Raw genomic sequence first — 14,666 nt, 5'->3', positions numbered from 1 at the left:
GGTGGCGGCAATGTAGGGCCGGCTTTCCCGCTCTGTCAAACCCGGTGGCGATTTAAGCTGTGAGAAGATCGAGACTATGGCGTGAGAGCGGCTCGGGAGCGCCGTCCGTTGTAAGATAGGTCTGGCCGAGCGTCATGGCGGTGCCTGAATCGGAATCCATCACGATCATGTGCACGAACAGCGTCATGTCGCTGGTTATCTCCTGCGGATTACCGGCGTGGAACATCTGGTGCTCCATCCAGGACGGGGAAAAACGTGCGCCAAGCGAATAACCGCAGGAATTCAGCCGGTGGCGGGTCAGCCCGCGTTCATCCATGACACGGGCATGCACATCGAAGACGTCGCCGAAGGTCTTGCCCGGCTGCAATACGTCCTCGATGGCGGTGAGGTTTTGCAGGCAGGCGCTGTAAAGCTCCTTCTGCCGGAAATCCTGTTCGCCGATCACCACGGTGCGCATCATGGCGGCATGGTAATGGGCGCTGACACCCGCCCATTCCAGCGTCAGCTGATCCTTGTCGTCGAGCCTGCGTCGTCCGGCCTTGTAACGGCACAGCAGCGCGTCGGCCCCGGAGCCGATGATGAATTCATTGGCGGGATAATCGCCGCCGCCCGCCAGAACCGCGCCCTGCATCGCTGCAAGGATAGCGGCCTCATCCGCACCCGGCTTGATGAGTTCCAGCGCCGCATCCAGTGCCTCATCGGCCAATTGGCCGGCTCTCCTGGCATGGGCGATCTCGGCGGGGCTTTTGACCAGCCGAAGCGTGCTGACCAGATAGGAGGCGTCGATCATCTGGCAGAAGCTGGCAAGCTGGTTGTCCAGCAGGCGGGCGACGCGCCCGGTCATGCCGTGGGTGTCGTATTCCACGCCGATCTTGGCGCCGAGCAGGTCGAGATCGCTCAGGAGGTTTTTGAGATCGAGCGTGGGATCGGCATTGGGCCGGTCGACCCAGACGAGAATATTTTCGATGGTAGATGTATTGCGCGCCTGGCGCAGATCCGCCGAACGGGTCAGAAGCGTCATCGAACCGTCCGACTTGACCACCAGCGTCTGGAAGAAGCAGTAGCCGAAAGTGTCGTAACCCGTCAGCCAGTACATGCTTTCCTGTGCAAAAAGCAGCATGGCGTCCAGCTTCTCCTCCGCCATCTTCGCAATCAGCCGTTCGCGGCGGGCATCGAATTCCGAGAGCTCGAAGTGCAGGGCCATTTAGTCCTCCAGAATTGCGATTGCGGAAATTTGCCGCCCGTAATCGGGCTCGGCCCGGTGGGTCGTGCGGCGGTAGGAATAGAAACGGTCTTCATCTGGGTAGGTGCAGAGGCCGAGATTTTCCGCCCGCACACCCGTCTTGACCAGACGGTCAATTGTAAACTGCTTGAGGTCGAACAGTGCGTGGCCGTCTTTTTCCGAGGCGGTGAAGTAGGCCGCATAGGCGGGATCGAAATCGGTGAAGCGGGCCATATATTCCGGTCCGACCTCGTAATTGGCTTGGCTGATGGAAGGACCGAGCGAGGCGGCGATGCGGTCGCGGTTGGCGCCCAGCTTTACCATGGTCTCGATGGTGTTTTCGAGCACGCCGAACAGGGCGCCCTTCCAGCCGGCATGGGCAGCGCCCACGACGCCGGCTTCCGCATCGGCAAAAAGGATCGGGCCGCAATCGGCGCTCAGCACGCCGAGTACGAAGCCCGGCGTCGACGTCACCATCGCATCGGCCTGCGGGCGGCTGCCGTCATAGTTTTCATCGACCACGAGGACATCAGGGGAATGGACCTGATGTACGGTGGCGAGGCGTTCCGGGGACAGGCCGAACCATTGCGTGACGCGCCGGCGGTTTTCCTGCACCAGCTCCGGCTCGTCATGGGAGCCGAGGCCGACATTGAGACCCTGATAAAGACCTTCCGAGACGCCGCCCTGCCGGGTGAAAAAACCGTGACGGACGCGGTTTTCACTGAAGGCGGCGAGCAGGGGGCTCTGGATCGGGAGCGGCAAGGTGTCGTTCTGCATGGTGCGGGAGTTCCTTGGAGAATATCGCCTTTGGCCAGTGGGATGGGTCAAGCGAGATGTTTCCTGTTGCCGCTTCGTTGCTCGGCGCGTGTGATGCAGTGTGCCTGCTTCGTGTGTCGCGGCGATGTTGGCCCAGAGGTTATTGCGCTGTCAATCCACCGCGCGAAACGGCAGGAGATGGAGCGCGGGACTTGAAACGGCGATGACCTTGAAAAGTTCCCCCATCTTGCCCGCGCCTTCGCCGGCGAGACGGTTCACGGCTTCGGCGATTTCAAGCGTCTGGTCGGGCGTCGCCTTTGCGGCCAGGGCAGCTGCCCGCTCCTTGAGGCCGAGACCATAGAGAAAGTCGCCCTGTCTCAAGGTGCCATTGACATGCACACCGGTTGCCTCGGCAGTCCTGACGAGGCTTTCGAAGTCGACATGGCTGGTGAGATCCGCTTGCCCCGGATGGGCAAGTGGCGGATCAAAGGCATGGTCGCGCATGGCCTGCAATGTGTCACCAAATCCGGCGACCAGGTGGCCGTAATCGATGGCAAGCGCCGTGCCGCCATGGATCGACAGACGCTGGCAGATCGCCGTCATGACGGCTTCGCGGGCGGGAGAGATTTCGAATATGGTGCCGACCGGCTGCCGTTCGGGCAGAGGCGGTAGCAGCGTCGGATCGATGCCGGCAAGGCCTGTGGAGAAGACGAGTTCGTCGTTAACATCGAGACTGACGACGCGTTCGCGAAAACCCTGCGGCGTCCTGACGAATTGCCGGATCGGGATGGCATCGAAAAGCTCGTTTGCGACGACGAGCAGGAAGCCTTCCGGCACATCGTCGAAGCTTTCATACCATGTCAGCCGGTCAGCATGGGCGGTAAGCGTTTCCTTCTGGATGGCGGAAAGGCGAGGGCTGGTCTCCACCAGATGGACCCGAATCGTCTCGTAGAGCGGCGGGGCGATGCGGCGGATGACGCGCAGCATGTCCGCCATCATCGTACCGCGGCCGGGGCCTATTTCCACCAGCCGGGTCTGCGCGGGCGCGCCATGGCGCTGCCAGGCATGGACCACGAAAACGCCGAGCATTTCGCCGAAAAGCTGGCTGACTTCCGGCGCGGTGATGAAGTCGCCCGAGCGGCCGAAGGGCTCGCGGCTCTTGTAATAACCGTGTTCGGGATCAGCGAGGCAAAGCGAGAAGTAATCGGTGACGCTGAGCGGACCGTTGAGCCGGATAAGGGATTTGATGCGTTGCGCAAGCGGTGTCGTCATGGCAGGCCATACCGCTTAGGCGCTTATTTTCGCGCTGCGTGCGCGCAGGACTGCCCAGAGGCCCAGAAGGAACATCGGCGTGGAAAGCACCATGCCCATGGTCAGCCAGTTACCGGCGAGATAACCGATCTGGGCATCCGGCTCGCGGAAGAATTCCACGAAGATGCGCGACAGCGCGTAACCGCAGACGAAGATGCCGGTGACGATGCCGGGTGTCTTCAGCGCCCTGAAGGCGTAGATGGCGATTGCCAGAATGACGACAAGCACGAGGCCTTCGAGGCCCGCTTCATAAAGCTGGCTCGGGTGCCGCGCAAACGGGCCGCCGGTGGGGAACACGACCGCCCAGGGAACATCGGCGATACGGCCCCACAATTCGCCATTGATGAAATTGGCGATGCGCCCGAACAGCAGGCCGATGGGCGCGACGGCGGCGACGACGTCGAACATGCTCCAGACCGGGATGCCGTTCCTGCGGGCAAAGAGGATCATGGCGATGGTCGTGCCGATGAGGCCGCCATGGAACGACATGCCGCCGTTCCATATCTCCAGCGCCCTTATGGGATTGGCGGCGACCGCTCCGAGATCGTAAAACAGGATATAGCCGATGCGCCCGCCGAGCACGATGCCGCCGGCCGCCCACAGGATGAAGTCGTCAAGATGCTGTGCGGAGATGGGCGAGGTATCGTTGGGCCAGAGGCGATCCGTACGGGCGAGGCGGCGGGCATAAAACCAGCCGAGCATGATGCCGGCGACATAGGCAATGCCATACCAATGGATCGCCAGAGGCCCGATGGAGAGGGCGACCGGGTCGATATTGGGAAATGGCATGATGGCTAGTTGGGTGGGAGCGGCTATCAATCCGTATATTCCGTCATCGTTGCTGGGCGGACAACAGAATGATCCATTGCCTCAAGGGGCCGGGCGATGATGCTCACCGGTCTCCCTGACGCCAAGGAAAATGGCGATTGCCGAGGCGGTGGTCAAGGCTAATCTTCGTGAGCGGATTGCAATGCCCGAGCCCCTGCCGAAAGGCCGTCATTTTTCGATTTCGCTTGCAAGGCGGCTGTCGAGTGCCTACCTGAAAGGCATCAACAGCGGGGAGCGGAATGCTCCCTGAACCGACGAAGGAACAGCGCCATGAGCACGACAGGCACCAATCGTTTTCTGGATGAATTCGCAAAGCTGATGACCGATGCGGCAGGCGCGGCGCAGGGCGTGCGCAAGGAAGCGGAGGCCGCCTTCCATGCGCAGGCAGACCGCTGGCTGAACAGTCTGGATGTGGTGCGGCGCGAGGAATTCGACGCGGTGCGCGAAATGGCCATCAAGGCGCGTGACGAAAACGACGCGCTGCGTGCGCGCATCGAGGCTCTGGAAGCAAAGCTTTCTGCCACTAACAACTGATTTTTTAAGCGCTTTTTCCTAATGGGTCCCGGATCGCCTGCGATTCCGGGACTTTCTGTTTGTGGAGTGATGCAACCCGGAATGGTTCCCGGTTGTCCAAATATGCCTGCGCCCGCGAATTTTTTGAGGCCTGTGGACACTTCCAAAAAACGCAATTGCCAGAGTCGCTTATGTATCTCGCCTGAGGTGATGGGGGAGAAGATATCCACTGCTCAAAAAGCAAAAATGGCGACCGAGGGGTGGCAGCAGGACTCGGCCATTATACACTGATTTTAAATGATGATTCGAAACGAACCTGGTAAGCTCCAGACAGGGTGAATGTGTAACTCTTATGGTGTCGGGCAATCGTCTCAAGTGTTGAATCCGGTTTGTGTGTGCGTTTTGTGCCCGGCGTTCAAAACAGAACATTCAGTACTGGCTGAGAAGGTGCCGCATGAGCCTGATGGAATTTGAAATTGAGCGTCAGTCCAATCCCGTGGACATGATCGAGATTGTCGCCGCCTCGAACGACTGGTCGTTCGAGCGTTCCGGCGAAGACGAGATCGCCATGACGGTGGCTGGTCACTGGGCCGATTACCACGTTTCCTTCTCCTGGATGGAGGAATTCGAGGCGCTGCATCTTGCCTGCGCCTTCGACATCAAGGTACCCGATCAGCGCGTCAACGAAGTCATTCGCCTGCTGTCGCAGGTCAATGGTCAGGTTTTGATGGGTCATTTCGATCTGTGGCGGCAGGAAGACGTCGTGATCTTCCGCCAGTCCCTGCTTCTGGCAGGCGGCGCCGAACCGAACAATCAACAGGTTGAAGTGTTGCTTTCCAGCGCGCTGGAGGCTTGCGAACAATATTACCAGGCATTCCAGTTCGTCGTCTGGTCGGGGCTGGATGCGAAAAGTGCAATCGAAGCGGTCATGTTCGAGACCGTCGGAGAAGCTTGAAGATGGTGTACAAGGCTTCCGGTCCGCTTGTCCTCGTAGGCGCCGGCAACATGGGCGGTGCTCTGCTTTCGGGCTGGCTGAAAAAGGGCGTGCCAGGATCCCAGGTCATTGTCATCGATCCGCGCCCTTCCGACGCCATGCGGACGACGATTGCTGAAGCCGGTGCCACCCATAAGGAAAGCGTGCCTGAGGGCGTCAGGGCCGGCATCCTGTTCGTGGCCGTAAAGCCGCAGATGATGGACGCCGTGCTGCCGTCTCTGAAACCTCTGCTGGGGCCGGATACGGTCGTCGTGTCGATCGCAGCCGGTACCACAATCGGTACTTTCGTCGCGCATTTCGGCCCGGTTGCCGCCGTGCGGGCGATGCCCAACACGCCGGCCATGGTCGGTCGCGGTGTGACCGGGGCCTATGCGAACGAACTGGTGACGCCGGAGCTTAAAATCGTGGTGGATGGATTGCTGAAGGTCAGCGGTCCGGTCGAATGGGTGGAAACCGAAGGCGATATCGACGCGGTGACCGCTGTTTCAGGAAGCGGCCCTGCCTATGTATTCTATCTGGTGGAATGCATGGCGGAAGCCGGTCGCAAGGCTGGTCTGCCGGCGGATGTGGCCATGCGACTCGCCCGCGAAACCGTGGCCGGTGCGGGCGAACTGCTGCACCAGTCTTCCGATGAGGCCGCGCGGCTGCGCCAGAACGTGACATCACCGGGCGGCACCACGGCGGCGGCGCTTTCCGTGCTGATGGCCGAAGACGGCATGCAGCCCTTGTTCGACAAGGCTGTTGCTGCCGCAAAAACACGCGCTGAAGAACTGGCGGGTTGAAGGGGCAGGGCATGAGCGGTGAAATTTCCTATGCCGATTTCGAGAAGGTCGATATTCGTGTCGGCACAATCGTCGAGGCAGAGCCTTTTCCCGAAGCGCGCAAGCCGGCGATCAAGGTGAAGATCGATTTCGGGCCGGAAATCGGCATCAAGAAATCTTCCGCTCAGATCACGGTGCATTATACGCCGGAAAGCCTGATTGGCCGGCAGGTGCTGGGCGTGGTGAATTTTCCGCCACGCCAGATCGGCCCGTTCCGCTCAGAGGTTTTGACGCTGGGTTTTGCCGATGGCAATGGCGACATCGTTCTTGCCGCCGTCGAGCAGCCGGTGCCGAACGGCGAGAAAATGTGCTGAGACAGTACAATAGCACGCAACACAGACATTACGCAGACGGGATGTTTTCTTCGGCCATTCCGGCCTTGAACCGGAGTGACGAAAATGGGCGAAGAGGTAAACCGCGTGAGCGTTTTGCTTCGCTTCTCTACGCCGGAATTTTGACGATTACCCGCAATCCGCCCATCGGGCTTTCATCCAGCGACACGTCGCCGCCATGGCCGCGGGCGATGTCGCGCACGATGGAGAGGCCAAGTCCCGTTCCCGAGGCATTGAGGTTACGCGCTTCATCCAGCCGGAAGAACGGCTTGAACACATCCTCCCGTGACGCTTCGGGAATGCCAGGCCCATCATCATCGAAGGTCATGATGATCGAGCGCGGCGCCCTACGTATGTCGATATGGAGATTGCTGGCGTAACGGCGTGCATTCTCCGCCAGATTGGCGACAAGGCGGGAGAGAGCATTCGGCCGCGCGATGATGTTTTCGACGTTGTAAAGCTCGTAGCTGAATTTCTTGTCGTGAAGCTCGAAATCATGGCCGATCTTTTCCAGAAGCGCCGGAAGTTCGAGCGTGCCGACATCCTCCTCGACATCTGTACGGGCAAAGGTGAGATAGGCCTCCAGCATCGACTGCATGTCCTCGACATCCTTGTCGAGGCCCTCGAGGTCGGGATTGTCGCCTGCCAAAGCCAGTTGCAGCTTGAAACGGGTGAGGATGGTGCGCAGGTCATGGCTGACGCCGTTCAGCATCGCCGTTCGCTGTTCCATCTGCCGCTCGATGCGTTCACGCATCAATATGAAGGCAAGGCCCGCCCGCCGGACCTCGTCTGCGCCGCGCGGTGAATAGGCGCTGACCTTCTGGCCCCTGCCGAAATTCTCGGCCGCCTTGGCCAGCGCTTCGATGGGCTTGATCTGCCCGCGCAGGAACAGGATGGAAATGGCGATCAGGACCAGCGATGCGCCGACCATCCAGACGAGGAAGATATGGGTGTTGGAGGCATAGGCAGCACTGCGGCTGGTAAAGACGCGCAGGGTCTTGTCTTCCAGCTGGACGCGGATCTCGACCAGCGAACCGTTGCCATAGGTATCGATCCAGAACGGTCTACCGATCTGCTGGGTCAGTTGATTGGCGAGGATCGTATCCAGGATGGAAAACAGCGGCTCGGGTCTCGGAGCCGGCAGATCCGCCTTCGGTTCGATATAGACGCTGAGATCCAGTCTTTCGCGCGCGATGCGGATGACGCGCTGATAATCGTCTTCTTCCGGATCGGTTTGCAGAAGCTCGATGATCGCGGCGATATCGCGCGTCACCGCGGCGGAGAGGCGTTCTGTCACAAGCTGCCAGTGACGCTCCATGAAGACGGCCGCGACTACGGCCTGAAGCAGGATCATCGGCAGGATGATGATCAGCAGCGAACGCGTGTAAAGCCCGGTCGGCAGCCAATGACGCAGCCATCTGCCGGACAGGCGCCACGCTTTCGCTATGCCGCTTTTCCTGACCGTGCTGAGAAAATCGAGGCTCGCCATGCCGTCAGCCCGCCTTTCGTTTGGTGCTCGTCAGTCCACGCTCAGGCGGTAGCCGATGCCGCGCACAGTTTGCAGATAGACCGGGTTTGCAGGGTCGTCCTCGATCTTGCGGCGAAGACGGTTGATCTGCACGTCGATGGTTCTTTCACCCACTTCCGACTCCGCCTCGACCAGTTCGTGCCGTGGAATGGTGTCACCGGCGCGGAGCGCAAAAAGCAGCATGATCTCCTGTTCGCGGTCCGTCAGGCGGATGGTTTCCGGGCCACGCCGCAATTCCTTTTTGGGAATGGAGAAGCTGTAGGGGCCGAACATGATCTGTTCGATCTTGGGCGTATCGGGCGAAGTGTTGCGCCGCAGGATGTTGTTGATGCGCAGGACCAGTTCACGGGGATCGAAGGGCTTGGCGAGATAATCATCCGCGCCTGCCTCCAGTCCCGCGATGCGGGAATCCGCTTCCGAGCGGGCTGTCAGGAGGATGACCGGTACGGATTTGTTTTCGTTCAGCGAGCGGGTCAGTGACAGCCCGTTTTCCCCCGGCATCATCACATCTAAGATGAGCAGGTCAAAACGGATGCCCATCATCTTGCGCCGGGCTTCGGCGGCATCAGCTGCAACGGAGATGCGGTATCCCTTGTCGCCGAGAAAGCGCTGCAGGAGATCGCGGATGCGGGCGTCGTCATCGACAATCAGGAGGTGAGCGGCGTCGTCATCAGCCGGCGGGCGTTTTGTCTGTGCTGTCGCCATTGTCAATCGCCTTCCCCTGGTACCGGGCTTCGCATCTGCGCCAGGAACTTGCGCACGCAGGCGCGGGCCTCGGGTCCAAGCCCTTCCAGCGCCCGGTCGATGCGGCGCGATTGCGGCTCGCTCAGCGCCAGAGCCAGTTCGCGGCCCGTCAGCGTCGGATAGAGCCTGCGCTGGCGACGGTCTTCCGGGCCTGCCATCTGGCGGATGTAACCGTCGTCGATCAGTTGTTTCAGCACGCGGGCAAGGCTTTGCTTGGTGATCTGCAGTGTGTCGAGCAAATCCGCCACCGTCATGCCGGGCTGTCTGCTGACGAAATAGACCACCCGGTGATGCGCCCGGCCATATTCCAGTTTTGACAGAATGACGTCGGGATCGGAGACGAAATCGCGATAGGCGAAGAACAGCGCCTCGATCGTGTCGAAGTCAATCTTGCCGTCGTCAACCTTCGGGAGTGCCGGTGTCTGCCTGGTGGCTGCGGTTTTGAGCGATTGCGGTGGCACTGCGGTTCCTTCATATTCTGCGGCTGACATGCGTCGATGCGCCAATATTCTGTAAACATAGCCGAAAATGCGTCCGCTCGGGAGAATGCCGCCGATCATTTTCTGTTGCGGTGGATAATATGCTGCGGGTGCAGGTGCAACTGGAATCCTGAGCGGCCTACCGGAAATAGAAAAGAGCGCGGAAAGCCCGCGCTCTTCATTGGTTGGATGCCATCTATCCGGCTTCGTGAGGGCCGGCCGGTTCTACTGATAGACGTAGACGATCCGGTGCGTTGATGGTTCGACCAGAACCGGCACGTCGTTCACCCGGACATAACGATACTGGTAGTCGGGGACTTCGACCAGCCGGGTGTCGGAGGGCAGGGTCGTGCCGACGACGACGTCGCCATCGAAGGTGACGGTGTCCGCAGGGTGCTCGTCCATATAGGTGATGACGGCTTCGGGCGGGGTAATGTCCACATCGCCAACACGGCCGAGGTTCGGGTCGCCGGGATTGGGTTCCGCCTGCACGCTCGAGGTTTTCTCATATGTCACGACCGGCACGCTGAGTTCCGAGCGGCGCTGTTCGAGAACGACGGGCGAGCCCTCATACATGACATTCAGATAATCGGCATGGGCCCAGCCGCGCAGGCCGTTGACTTCGATGCGGCACCAGCTGCTGCCTTCCATGCAGCCGTCCAGAACCGCATTGCTGCCACGGGTGGCAAGGCCGAGTTCGGGATAGTCTTCACCCGGGCCTGAGCGTACGGAAATATCCGATGCGGTGGTGGCGACCATGGCGGCGTTTGCATAACCGGCCATGAGGGCGAAAGCGCCGCCAGCCATGAGCATTTTAAGCGTCTTGTCCATGTGTCTCACTCCTTTTAAGACTGGAGCTACAACGTCGAAGCCACTCGCGCGTTCCACATTTTTCGTCGAAAACTCATCAAAGCATCCTGGGAATTTCCGGTATATAGTTGAATTATATAGATATTTTCAGAGAGATAAAGGCTGCTGGAAAGCAATGGGTTTCCGTCGCCATTGTGCCGAAACCAGCCGCAGGCTATAGGAAGCAGGATTTGTCAGACAAGGAGATGCGAGAAATGGGAAAGTTGCAGGCGGGCATTATTCCGGTCACCCCGTTCGAACAGAACTGCACCATTCTCTTCGATCAGGATACCAAGGAAGGCGTCGTGGTTGATCCCGGCGGGGACGTGGACGTCATCCTTCAGGTGGTCTCCGAAAACGGCATCACCCTCAAGGAAATCTGGCTGACGCACGGGCATCTCGACCATGCCGGCGGCGCCGATGAATTGCGTGAAAAGCTCTCCTTGCCAGTGATCGGTCCGCATGAGGACGATCGGCCGCTGCTGGAGAGGGTCGAGGCGCAGGCCGAAAAATACGGCATCAGCGGCCTTCGCAATGTTTTGCCGGACCAATGGCTGAAAGAGGGCGACAAGGTTTCCTTCGGCGATCATGTCTTCGAGGTCTATCATTGCCCGGGCCACGCTCCCGGCCATGTCATCTATTATAATCGCGACCAGCAGTTCGCCCATGTCGGCGATGTGCTGTTTGCGGGGTCGGTCGGCCGCACGGATCTGCCCGGTGGAAACCATGAACAATTGATGGCGTCCATTCGCGACAAGCTGCTGCCGCTCGGAGATGATGTCGGTTTCATCTGCGGCCACGGTCCCGGCGGCCGGCTCGGAGAGGAGCGGCGGACCAATCCTTATCTCAAGGGTATCTGAGTTTCCCGTGTTGTGACGCCTGCCCGCGTCGGGCAGGCACAAAAAAACCCGGCATTCCTGCCGGGCTTCAACTAGAAAAGAAAGCCGTTTTAGGGTCAGCCAGCAATCTGCAGATTGACTGCCTTCGGGCCCTTGCCGCGACGATCCGGTTCCGTGTCGAAGCTCACTTTCTGATTTTCTGAAAGTCCGGACAGGCCAGAAGCCTGTACAGCAGAGATGTGAACAAAGATATCAGCGCCACCATTGTCTGGCTTGATGAAGCCGAAGCCTTTGTCTGTATTGAAGAATTTTACGGTGCCAGTTTCGGCCATGCATCAGGTCCTTTTCGCTCTGCCCGCGTTCAGCTACAGGCAGCATTACAGTTTTGCCCCGCGAGGGCGTTGGCAGGCAGTTCTTGACTATTGAGAAAAAGGACCTTCACAGCGGGAAGTAATGGCGTTCTCATCCAACGTTTTTCGTCCCACCGCCCGAGGTTTATAGCGTCCCCAGTGCGCAAATTTATAGGCCTTCCCATGCTCGCAAATTGCCCGAACCGCGGTAGAGTGATGCGTTTATTTAAAATTGGCAAGCAAAAGTTTTCACGGGCTTTTTGTCAGATAAAAAACCTGCGGTAGAATTACTGCGTGGAATCGCATATTTTTTTCGCATAATCGATTGTTGATGAAATAATTGCCGTTCACCTTTGGTTTTCCCGGCAAAATTTGAATATCCAACCTCGATTTTTCAGCGAATGAGAAAAATACGTTCTTTTGGCGTCACGCTGTTCCAGCCATGGATTTTTGCCGCTTTCGCGTCAGCTCCGGCACCAGTTCGACGATCAATATGGCGACGAAAATGATCAGGCAGCCGACATAACCTGCGTTGGAAATGGTTTCCTTCAGGAAAACCGAGGCCAGCAAAGCGCCGAAAAGCGCCTCCGAGGACAGGAATATCGCCGCCTGCGGCGCCGTCGTGTAACGCTGGCCGATGACCTGCAACACAAAGGCGAGGCCGGAGGAAACGAGGCCGACATAGAGAATTTCCGCCAGCGATGCCTCGATGGATGCCATGCTGATGGGTTCGAAGACCACCCCGATCATGCAACTCAAAAGGGAGCAAACCGCAAACTGGGTGCAGGAAAGCGCCAGAGGCCGCTCGCTTTCGGAGACGAAACGGCCCGCGAGCGTGATCTGGATCGCCCAGAAGAAGGCGCAGATGATGCTGAGAATATCGCCGCGCGTCAGCGTTTCGAACGCGCCGCCGGAGAGCAGGAAAATGCCACCCAGCATCATCAGGGCGCAGGGCCAGACGATCCAGTGGGGGTGGCGCCGGTAAAGGACGACGGCGATGACCGGAACGAAGATGACGTAGAGCCCGGTCAGGAAGCTGGAATTGGTGACGGTCGTGGTCAAAAGCCCGACCTGCTGGGTGGTGGCGCCGCCGAACAGGGCCAGTCCCACGAGAATGAAGCTGCCAATCTCCCTGCGGCGCGGCGGCGATTTTTTCGAACGGGTTTCCATCATCGCAAATGGCAAAACGGCGATGGCGGCAATGGCGAAACGCAGGCCGACGAACCAGAACGGGCCGATCGAGGCCATGGCGGAGGATTGGGCGACGAAACCACCTCCCCAGATCGCTGCGGCGAGCAGAAGCAGCATATTGGCCTGAATACGCGTCATGATTGGCACCAGCACAGCAGGGGCCGGAAGATCATTCAGTCACGGCCTTGGAAATTCGGGGATTTTTTGAAATGTCGATCCGACGGTTTCGCTGGTGCTTTAGCAGTAAGCTACCGATGCCGCAAGTGAGGGGAGATGGCCATAGCGGGTGCGGGAGCTGATGCCGCCCTTTATGGTGGCGGCCTATTTGAAGCGGCGGGCTTCATCCTTCAGGCTTCGCCGGGTGAGTGTCAGGCCGCCTATGCCGAGGCCGATGAAGGCTGCGGCCGACAGGATGATAAGCAGGATGTGAGGACCGGCCTGCGATGTTGTCGCCACCTGCGGGATAGCGGATGTGTGCAGGGTATCGACCGCCTGAGCCGCTGCATTTGCCGAGGTTGCAATGCCGGCTGCCATGGTGACAATGACAAGAAACGCCGCGACCGCCATCCAGAGCGAGAACAGCGTTCTCTGCGCCCTCAACCTTTCAACGGAAGTCCGATCGTTGGTAAACATGGCGATTGCCTCTTGTCCCTGTTCCTGAAGGATAAAAGAGGCTTCGAAATGGACGGCTTGGAGACCGAATTCTGGCGTTCCAGAGTATTTATTGTGGCGATATTGCGGCAAGGCCGATTATGGGACCTGTTGTACCGAAAATGGGGTCAGAGCCCGCGTTTTCCGAAGGTCCGGTTCTGGCGCAGCGGATGCGGCTCAATGGAGCGTTCTTCGCGGGAAAACGCCGGTGCCGCATTCCTGTCGGACCTTGTCGGCGCGGAAAAATACTCGCTGCCGAGTTCAGGGAAACGTGCGTCGAATGTTGTCGGCGCGAGTTCCGGTTTTGCCAGCACGTAACCCTGCATCAAGAGCACGCCGAGTTCTTCGCACAGTTCAACCTGCCAGCTGGTTTCCAGCCCTTCGAAGACTGGCTCTATGCCATCGTTGCGGAACTGGCTGACGATGACGCGCAGAAGGGCGGCGCCCGCCGAATTCTGCATGAAATCGCGCACCCAGCCTGCCTCGAATTTCACGTAGTCCGGCTTGATGAGTTTTACCCGGTCAATGTCGGAATCGCCGGCGCCATAGTCGTCCAGCGCCACGCGAAAGCCGATATCATGCATGTGGTAGGCGAAGTCCGCGACCATCTGGGTGTCGGACGCCTTTTTCTCGGAGATTTCGCAGACGATGCGGTCCGCCGTCATGCCGGCTTCGTGGGCGGCGAGCCGCATGCGTTCCACCTCCTGCCGCATCTTGGCCGGGGTCTGGAACAGGCCCGGATGGAAATTGACGAAGATGCGGGCGCGGGACCGGTTGAGCCTGCCGGTATTGAGGATGTGGATGGTGCGCAGAATGCTGTCGATATTTTCGATATCGTCAGGCGCCACCAGCGAGAAGAATTCACCCGGCGTCACCGGCTCGCCGTTGCGGTGGGGTCGCACCAGACCTTCGAAGGAATCGATGTCGAGCGCGCCACTTGTCGTTCGGCGAAAAATGGGCTGCAGGGCCGATTTCAGGTTGAAGGGGCTATAGGCCGTGGACCATGTGCCATCGACCTCGCGGACAAGACTGGAAAAGATGCTTTTGGGCGCCATTTTTCAACCAGCTCTAGAGACACGTCCTCTAAGCTCGCGATTGTAGAGCATTAAGCGTTACTTCCGGGTTAAGCAGGGTTTAAATTCTCCGCTATGTCACATATGCCGCTTTTGGCCTTGAAAGAGCGTCTGTCTTTCGACATAGAAAATGCCGCAGAAGATGCGGATTTTCTGCCTCTGCCGATGTCAACCACAACAGGACC

The 14,666-nt window shown here is 59.2% G+C and carries 18 protein-coding genes; 6 read left to right on the top strand and 12 right to left on the bottom strand.

What is annotated here, in order from left to right; all coding sequences use genetic code 11:
- Window positions 1-52: 52 nt before the first annotated feature.
- The 4 genes from JZY08_RS10050 to lgt all read right to left on the bottom strand — a co-directional run bounded on the left by JZY08_RS10050 (window position 53) and on the right by lgt (window position 4,078).
- A complete protein-coding gene (locus JZY08_RS10050; RefSeq protein WP_216330054.1) occupies window positions 53-1,204 on the bottom strand; it encodes a Xaa-Pro peptidase family protein in 1,152 nt (383 codons plus the stop codon).
- On the bottom strand, window positions 1,205-1,999 hold the full coding sequence (gene pgeF, locus JZY08_RS10045) for a peptidoglycan editing factor PgeF (RefSeq protein ID WP_216330053.1): 795 nt from the start codon (window positions 1,997-1,999) through the stop codon (window positions 1,205-1,207). It lies immediately after the preceding gene.
- A gap of 150 nt (window positions 2,000-2,149) precedes the next feature.
- The gene (locus JZY08_RS10040) at window positions 2,150-3,250 is read right to left on the bottom strand and encodes a class I SAM-dependent methyltransferase (RefSeq protein WP_216330052.1); all 1,101 of its coding nucleotides are present in this window, start codon (window positions 3,248-3,250) and stop codon (window positions 2,150-2,152) included.
- A gap of 15 nt (window positions 3,251-3,265) precedes the next feature.
- Complete coding sequence (lgt, locus tag JZY08_RS10035) at window positions 3,266-4,078, bottom strand: prolipoprotein diacylglyceryl transferase (RefSeq protein ID WP_216331539.1); 813 nt, start codon at window positions 4,076-4,078, stop codon at window positions 3,266-3,268.
- Window positions 4,079-4,208: 130 nt separating this feature from the next.
- Between lgt and JZY08_RS10030 the strand changes: the two genes are divergently transcribed.
- From JZY08_RS10030 to JZY08_RS10010, 5 genes are all read left to right on the top strand, one after another.
- Window positions 4,209-4,367 carry a hypothetical protein gene (locus JZY08_RS10030; protein ID WP_003494678.1) on the top strand — a complete coding sequence of 53 codons (159 nt, stop codon included), beginning with the start codon at window positions 4,209-4,211 and terminating at the stop codon, window positions 4,365-4,367.
- A gap of 20 nt (window positions 4,368-4,387) precedes the next feature.
- The gene (locus JZY08_RS10025; RefSeq protein WP_216330051.1) at window positions 4,388-4,651 is read left to right on the top strand and encodes an accessory factor UbiK family protein; all 264 of its coding nucleotides are present in this window, start codon (window positions 4,388-4,390) and stop codon (window positions 4,649-4,651) included.
- Window positions 4,652-5,084: 433 nt separating this feature from the next.
- Window positions 5,085-5,585 (top strand): YbjN domain-containing protein, encoded by a 501-nt coding sequence (locus tag JZY08_RS10020; protein WP_003494682.1) that lies wholly within the window; start codon window positions 5,085-5,087, stop codon window positions 5,583-5,585.
- Window positions 5,586-5,587: 2 nt separating this feature from the next.
- Window positions 5,588-6,406 carry a pyrroline-5-carboxylate reductase gene (proC, locus tag JZY08_RS10015; RefSeq protein ID WP_137038017.1) on the top strand — a complete coding sequence of 273 codons (819 nt, stop codon included), beginning with the start codon at window positions 5,588-5,590 and terminating at the stop codon, window positions 6,404-6,406.
- Window positions 6,407-6,417: 11 nt separating this feature from the next.
- The gene (locus tag JZY08_RS10010) at window positions 6,418-6,759 is read left to right on the top strand and encodes a tRNA-binding protein (protein ID WP_035242149.1); all 342 of its coding nucleotides are present in this window, start codon (window positions 6,418-6,420) and stop codon (window positions 6,757-6,759) included.
- Window positions 6,760-6,886: 127 nt separating this feature from the next.
- Here the strand turns inward: JZY08_RS10010 and JZY08_RS10005 are convergent, their stop codons facing one another.
- From JZY08_RS10005 to JZY08_RS09990, 4 genes are all read right to left on the bottom strand, one after another.
- Window positions 6,887-8,266 carry an ATP-binding protein gene (locus JZY08_RS10005; protein WP_216330050.1) on the bottom strand — a complete coding sequence of 460 codons (1,380 nt, stop codon included), beginning with the start codon at window positions 8,264-8,266 and terminating at the stop codon, window positions 6,887-6,889.
- A 30-nt stretch (window positions 8,267-8,296) separates the two neighbouring features.
- Entirely contained in the window at window positions 8,297-9,010 is a 714-nt protein-coding gene (locus JZY08_RS10000; protein WP_003494691.1) for a response regulator, read from the bottom strand.
- 2 nt (window positions 9,011-9,012) lie between these two features.
- Complete coding sequence (locus JZY08_RS09995) at window positions 9,013-9,540, bottom strand: MarR family winged helix-turn-helix transcriptional regulator (RefSeq protein WP_035242756.1); 528 nt, start codon at window positions 9,538-9,540, stop codon at window positions 9,013-9,015.
- Window positions 9,541-9,753: 213 nt separating this feature from the next.
- Window positions 9,754-10,359, bottom strand: a complete 606-nt coding sequence (locus JZY08_RS09990) for a DUF1236 domain-containing protein (RefSeq protein ID WP_003494694.1) — start codon at window positions 10,357-10,359, stop codon at window positions 9,754-9,756.
- A gap of 233 nt (window positions 10,360-10,592) precedes the next feature.
- Between JZY08_RS09990 and JZY08_RS09985 the strand changes: the two genes are divergently transcribed.
- Window positions 10,593-11,237, top strand: a complete 645-nt coding sequence (locus JZY08_RS09985; protein WP_035242151.1) for an MBL fold metallo-hydrolase — start codon at window positions 10,593-10,595, stop codon at window positions 11,235-11,237.
- Window positions 11,238-11,332: 95 nt separating this feature from the next.
- Here JZY08_RS09985 and JZY08_RS09980 read toward each other — a convergent pair whose 3' ends face one another.
- The 4 genes from JZY08_RS09980 to JZY08_RS09965 all read right to left on the bottom strand — a co-directional run bounded on the left by JZY08_RS09980 (window position 11,333) and on the right by JZY08_RS09965 (window position 14,463).
- On the bottom strand, window positions 11,333-11,548 hold the full coding sequence (locus JZY08_RS09980) for a cold-shock protein (protein WP_003494703.1): 216 nt from the start codon (window positions 11,546-11,548) through the stop codon (window positions 11,333-11,335).
- Between the two features lie 444 nt (window positions 11,549-11,992).
- Window positions 11,993-12,895: a DMT family transporter gene (locus tag JZY08_RS09975; RefSeq protein WP_082182702.1), complete on the bottom strand. Its 903-nt coding sequence runs from the start codon at window positions 12,893-12,895 to the stop codon at window positions 11,993-11,995.
- A 183-nt stretch (window positions 12,896-13,078) separates the two neighbouring features.
- Window positions 13,079-13,390 carry a hypothetical protein gene (locus JZY08_RS09970; RefSeq protein ID WP_253204010.1) on the bottom strand — a complete coding sequence of 104 codons (312 nt, stop codon included), beginning with the start codon at window positions 13,388-13,390 and terminating at the stop codon, window positions 13,079-13,081.
- Between the two features lie 146 nt (window positions 13,391-13,536).
- Entirely contained in the window at window positions 13,537-14,463 is a 927-nt protein-coding gene (locus JZY08_RS09965; protein WP_216330049.1) for an EAL domain-containing protein, read from the bottom strand.
- Between the last annotated feature and the right edge of the window lie 203 nt (window positions 14,464-14,666).

Source organism: Rhizobium sp. X9 (genome assembly GCF_018873185.1).
Classification (GTDB): Bacteria; Pseudomonadota; Alphaproteobacteria; order Rhizobiales; family Rhizobiaceae; genus Agrobacterium; species Agrobacterium oryzihabitans.
Note: the sequence above shows the minus strand (reverse complement) of the source record. Positions and strands in the feature narration are given on the sequence as shown.

Coding starts and splice junctions, on each gene's coding strand:
- JZY08_RS09980 (WP_003494703.1), bottom strand. CDS start 11,548: ATGGCCGAAACTGGCACCGTAAAATTCTTCAATACAGACAAAGGCTTC.
- JZY08_RS10030 (WP_003494678.1), top strand. CDS start 4,209: ATGGCGATTGCCGAGGCGGTGGTCAAGGCTAATCTTCGTGAGCGGATT.
- JZY08_RS09985 (WP_035242151.1), top strand. CDS start 10,593: ATGGGAAAGTTGCAGGCGGGCATTATTCCGGTCACCCCGTTCGAACAG.
- JZY08_RS10025 (WP_216330051.1), top strand. CDS start 4,388: ATGAGCACGACAGGCACCAATCGTTTTCTGGATGAATTCGCAAAGCTG.
- JZY08_RS10000 (WP_003494691.1), bottom strand. CDS start 9,010: ATGGCGACAGCACAGACAAAACGCCCGCCGGCTGATGACGACGCCGCT.
- JZY08_RS09970 (WP_253204010.1), bottom strand. CDS start 13,390: ATGTTTACCAACGATCGGACTTCCGTTGAAAGGTTGAGGGCGCAGAGA.
- JZY08_RS09995 (WP_035242756.1), bottom strand. CDS start 9,540: ATGTCAGCCGCAGAATATGAAGGAACCGCAGTGCCACCGCAATCGCTC.
- JZY08_RS10010 (WP_035242149.1), top strand. CDS start 6,418: ATGAGCGGTGAAATTTCCTATGCCGATTTCGAGAAGGTCGATATTCGT.
- JZY08_RS10020 (WP_003494682.1), top strand. CDS start 5,085: ATGAGCCTGATGGAATTTGAAATTGAGCGTCAGTCCAATCCCGTGGAC.
- JZY08_RS10040 (WP_216330052.1), bottom strand. CDS start 3,250: ATGACGACACCGCTTGCGCAACGCATCAAATCCCTTATCCGGCTCAAC.
- JZY08_RS09965 (WP_216330049.1), bottom strand. CDS start 14,463: ATGGCGCCCAAAAGCATCTTTTCCAGTCTTGTCCGCGAGGTCGATGGC.
- lgt (WP_216331539.1), bottom strand. CDS start 4,078: ATGCCATTTCCCAATATCGACCCGGTCGCCCTCTCCATCGGGCCTCTG.
- proC (WP_137038017.1), top strand. CDS start 5,588: ATGGTGTACAAGGCTTCCGGTCCGCTTGTCCTCGTAGGCGCCGGCAAC.
- JZY08_RS09990 (WP_003494694.1), bottom strand. CDS start 10,359: ATGGACAAGACGCTTAAAATGCTCATGGCTGGCGGCGCTTTCGCCCTC.
- pgeF (WP_216330053.1), bottom strand. CDS start 1,999: ATGCAGAACGACACCTTGCCGCTCCCGATCCAGAGCCCCCTGCTCGCC.
- JZY08_RS09975 (WP_082182702.1), bottom strand. CDS start 12,895: ATGACGCGTATTCAGGCCAATATGCTGCTTCTGCTCGCCGCAGCGATC.
- JZY08_RS10050 (WP_216330054.1), bottom strand. CDS start 1,204: ATGGCCCTGCACTTCGAGCTCTCGGAATTCGATGCCCGCCGCGAACGG.
- JZY08_RS10005 (WP_216330050.1), bottom strand. CDS start 8,266: ATGGCGAGCCTCGATTTTCTCAGCACGGTCAGGAAAAGCGGCATAGCG.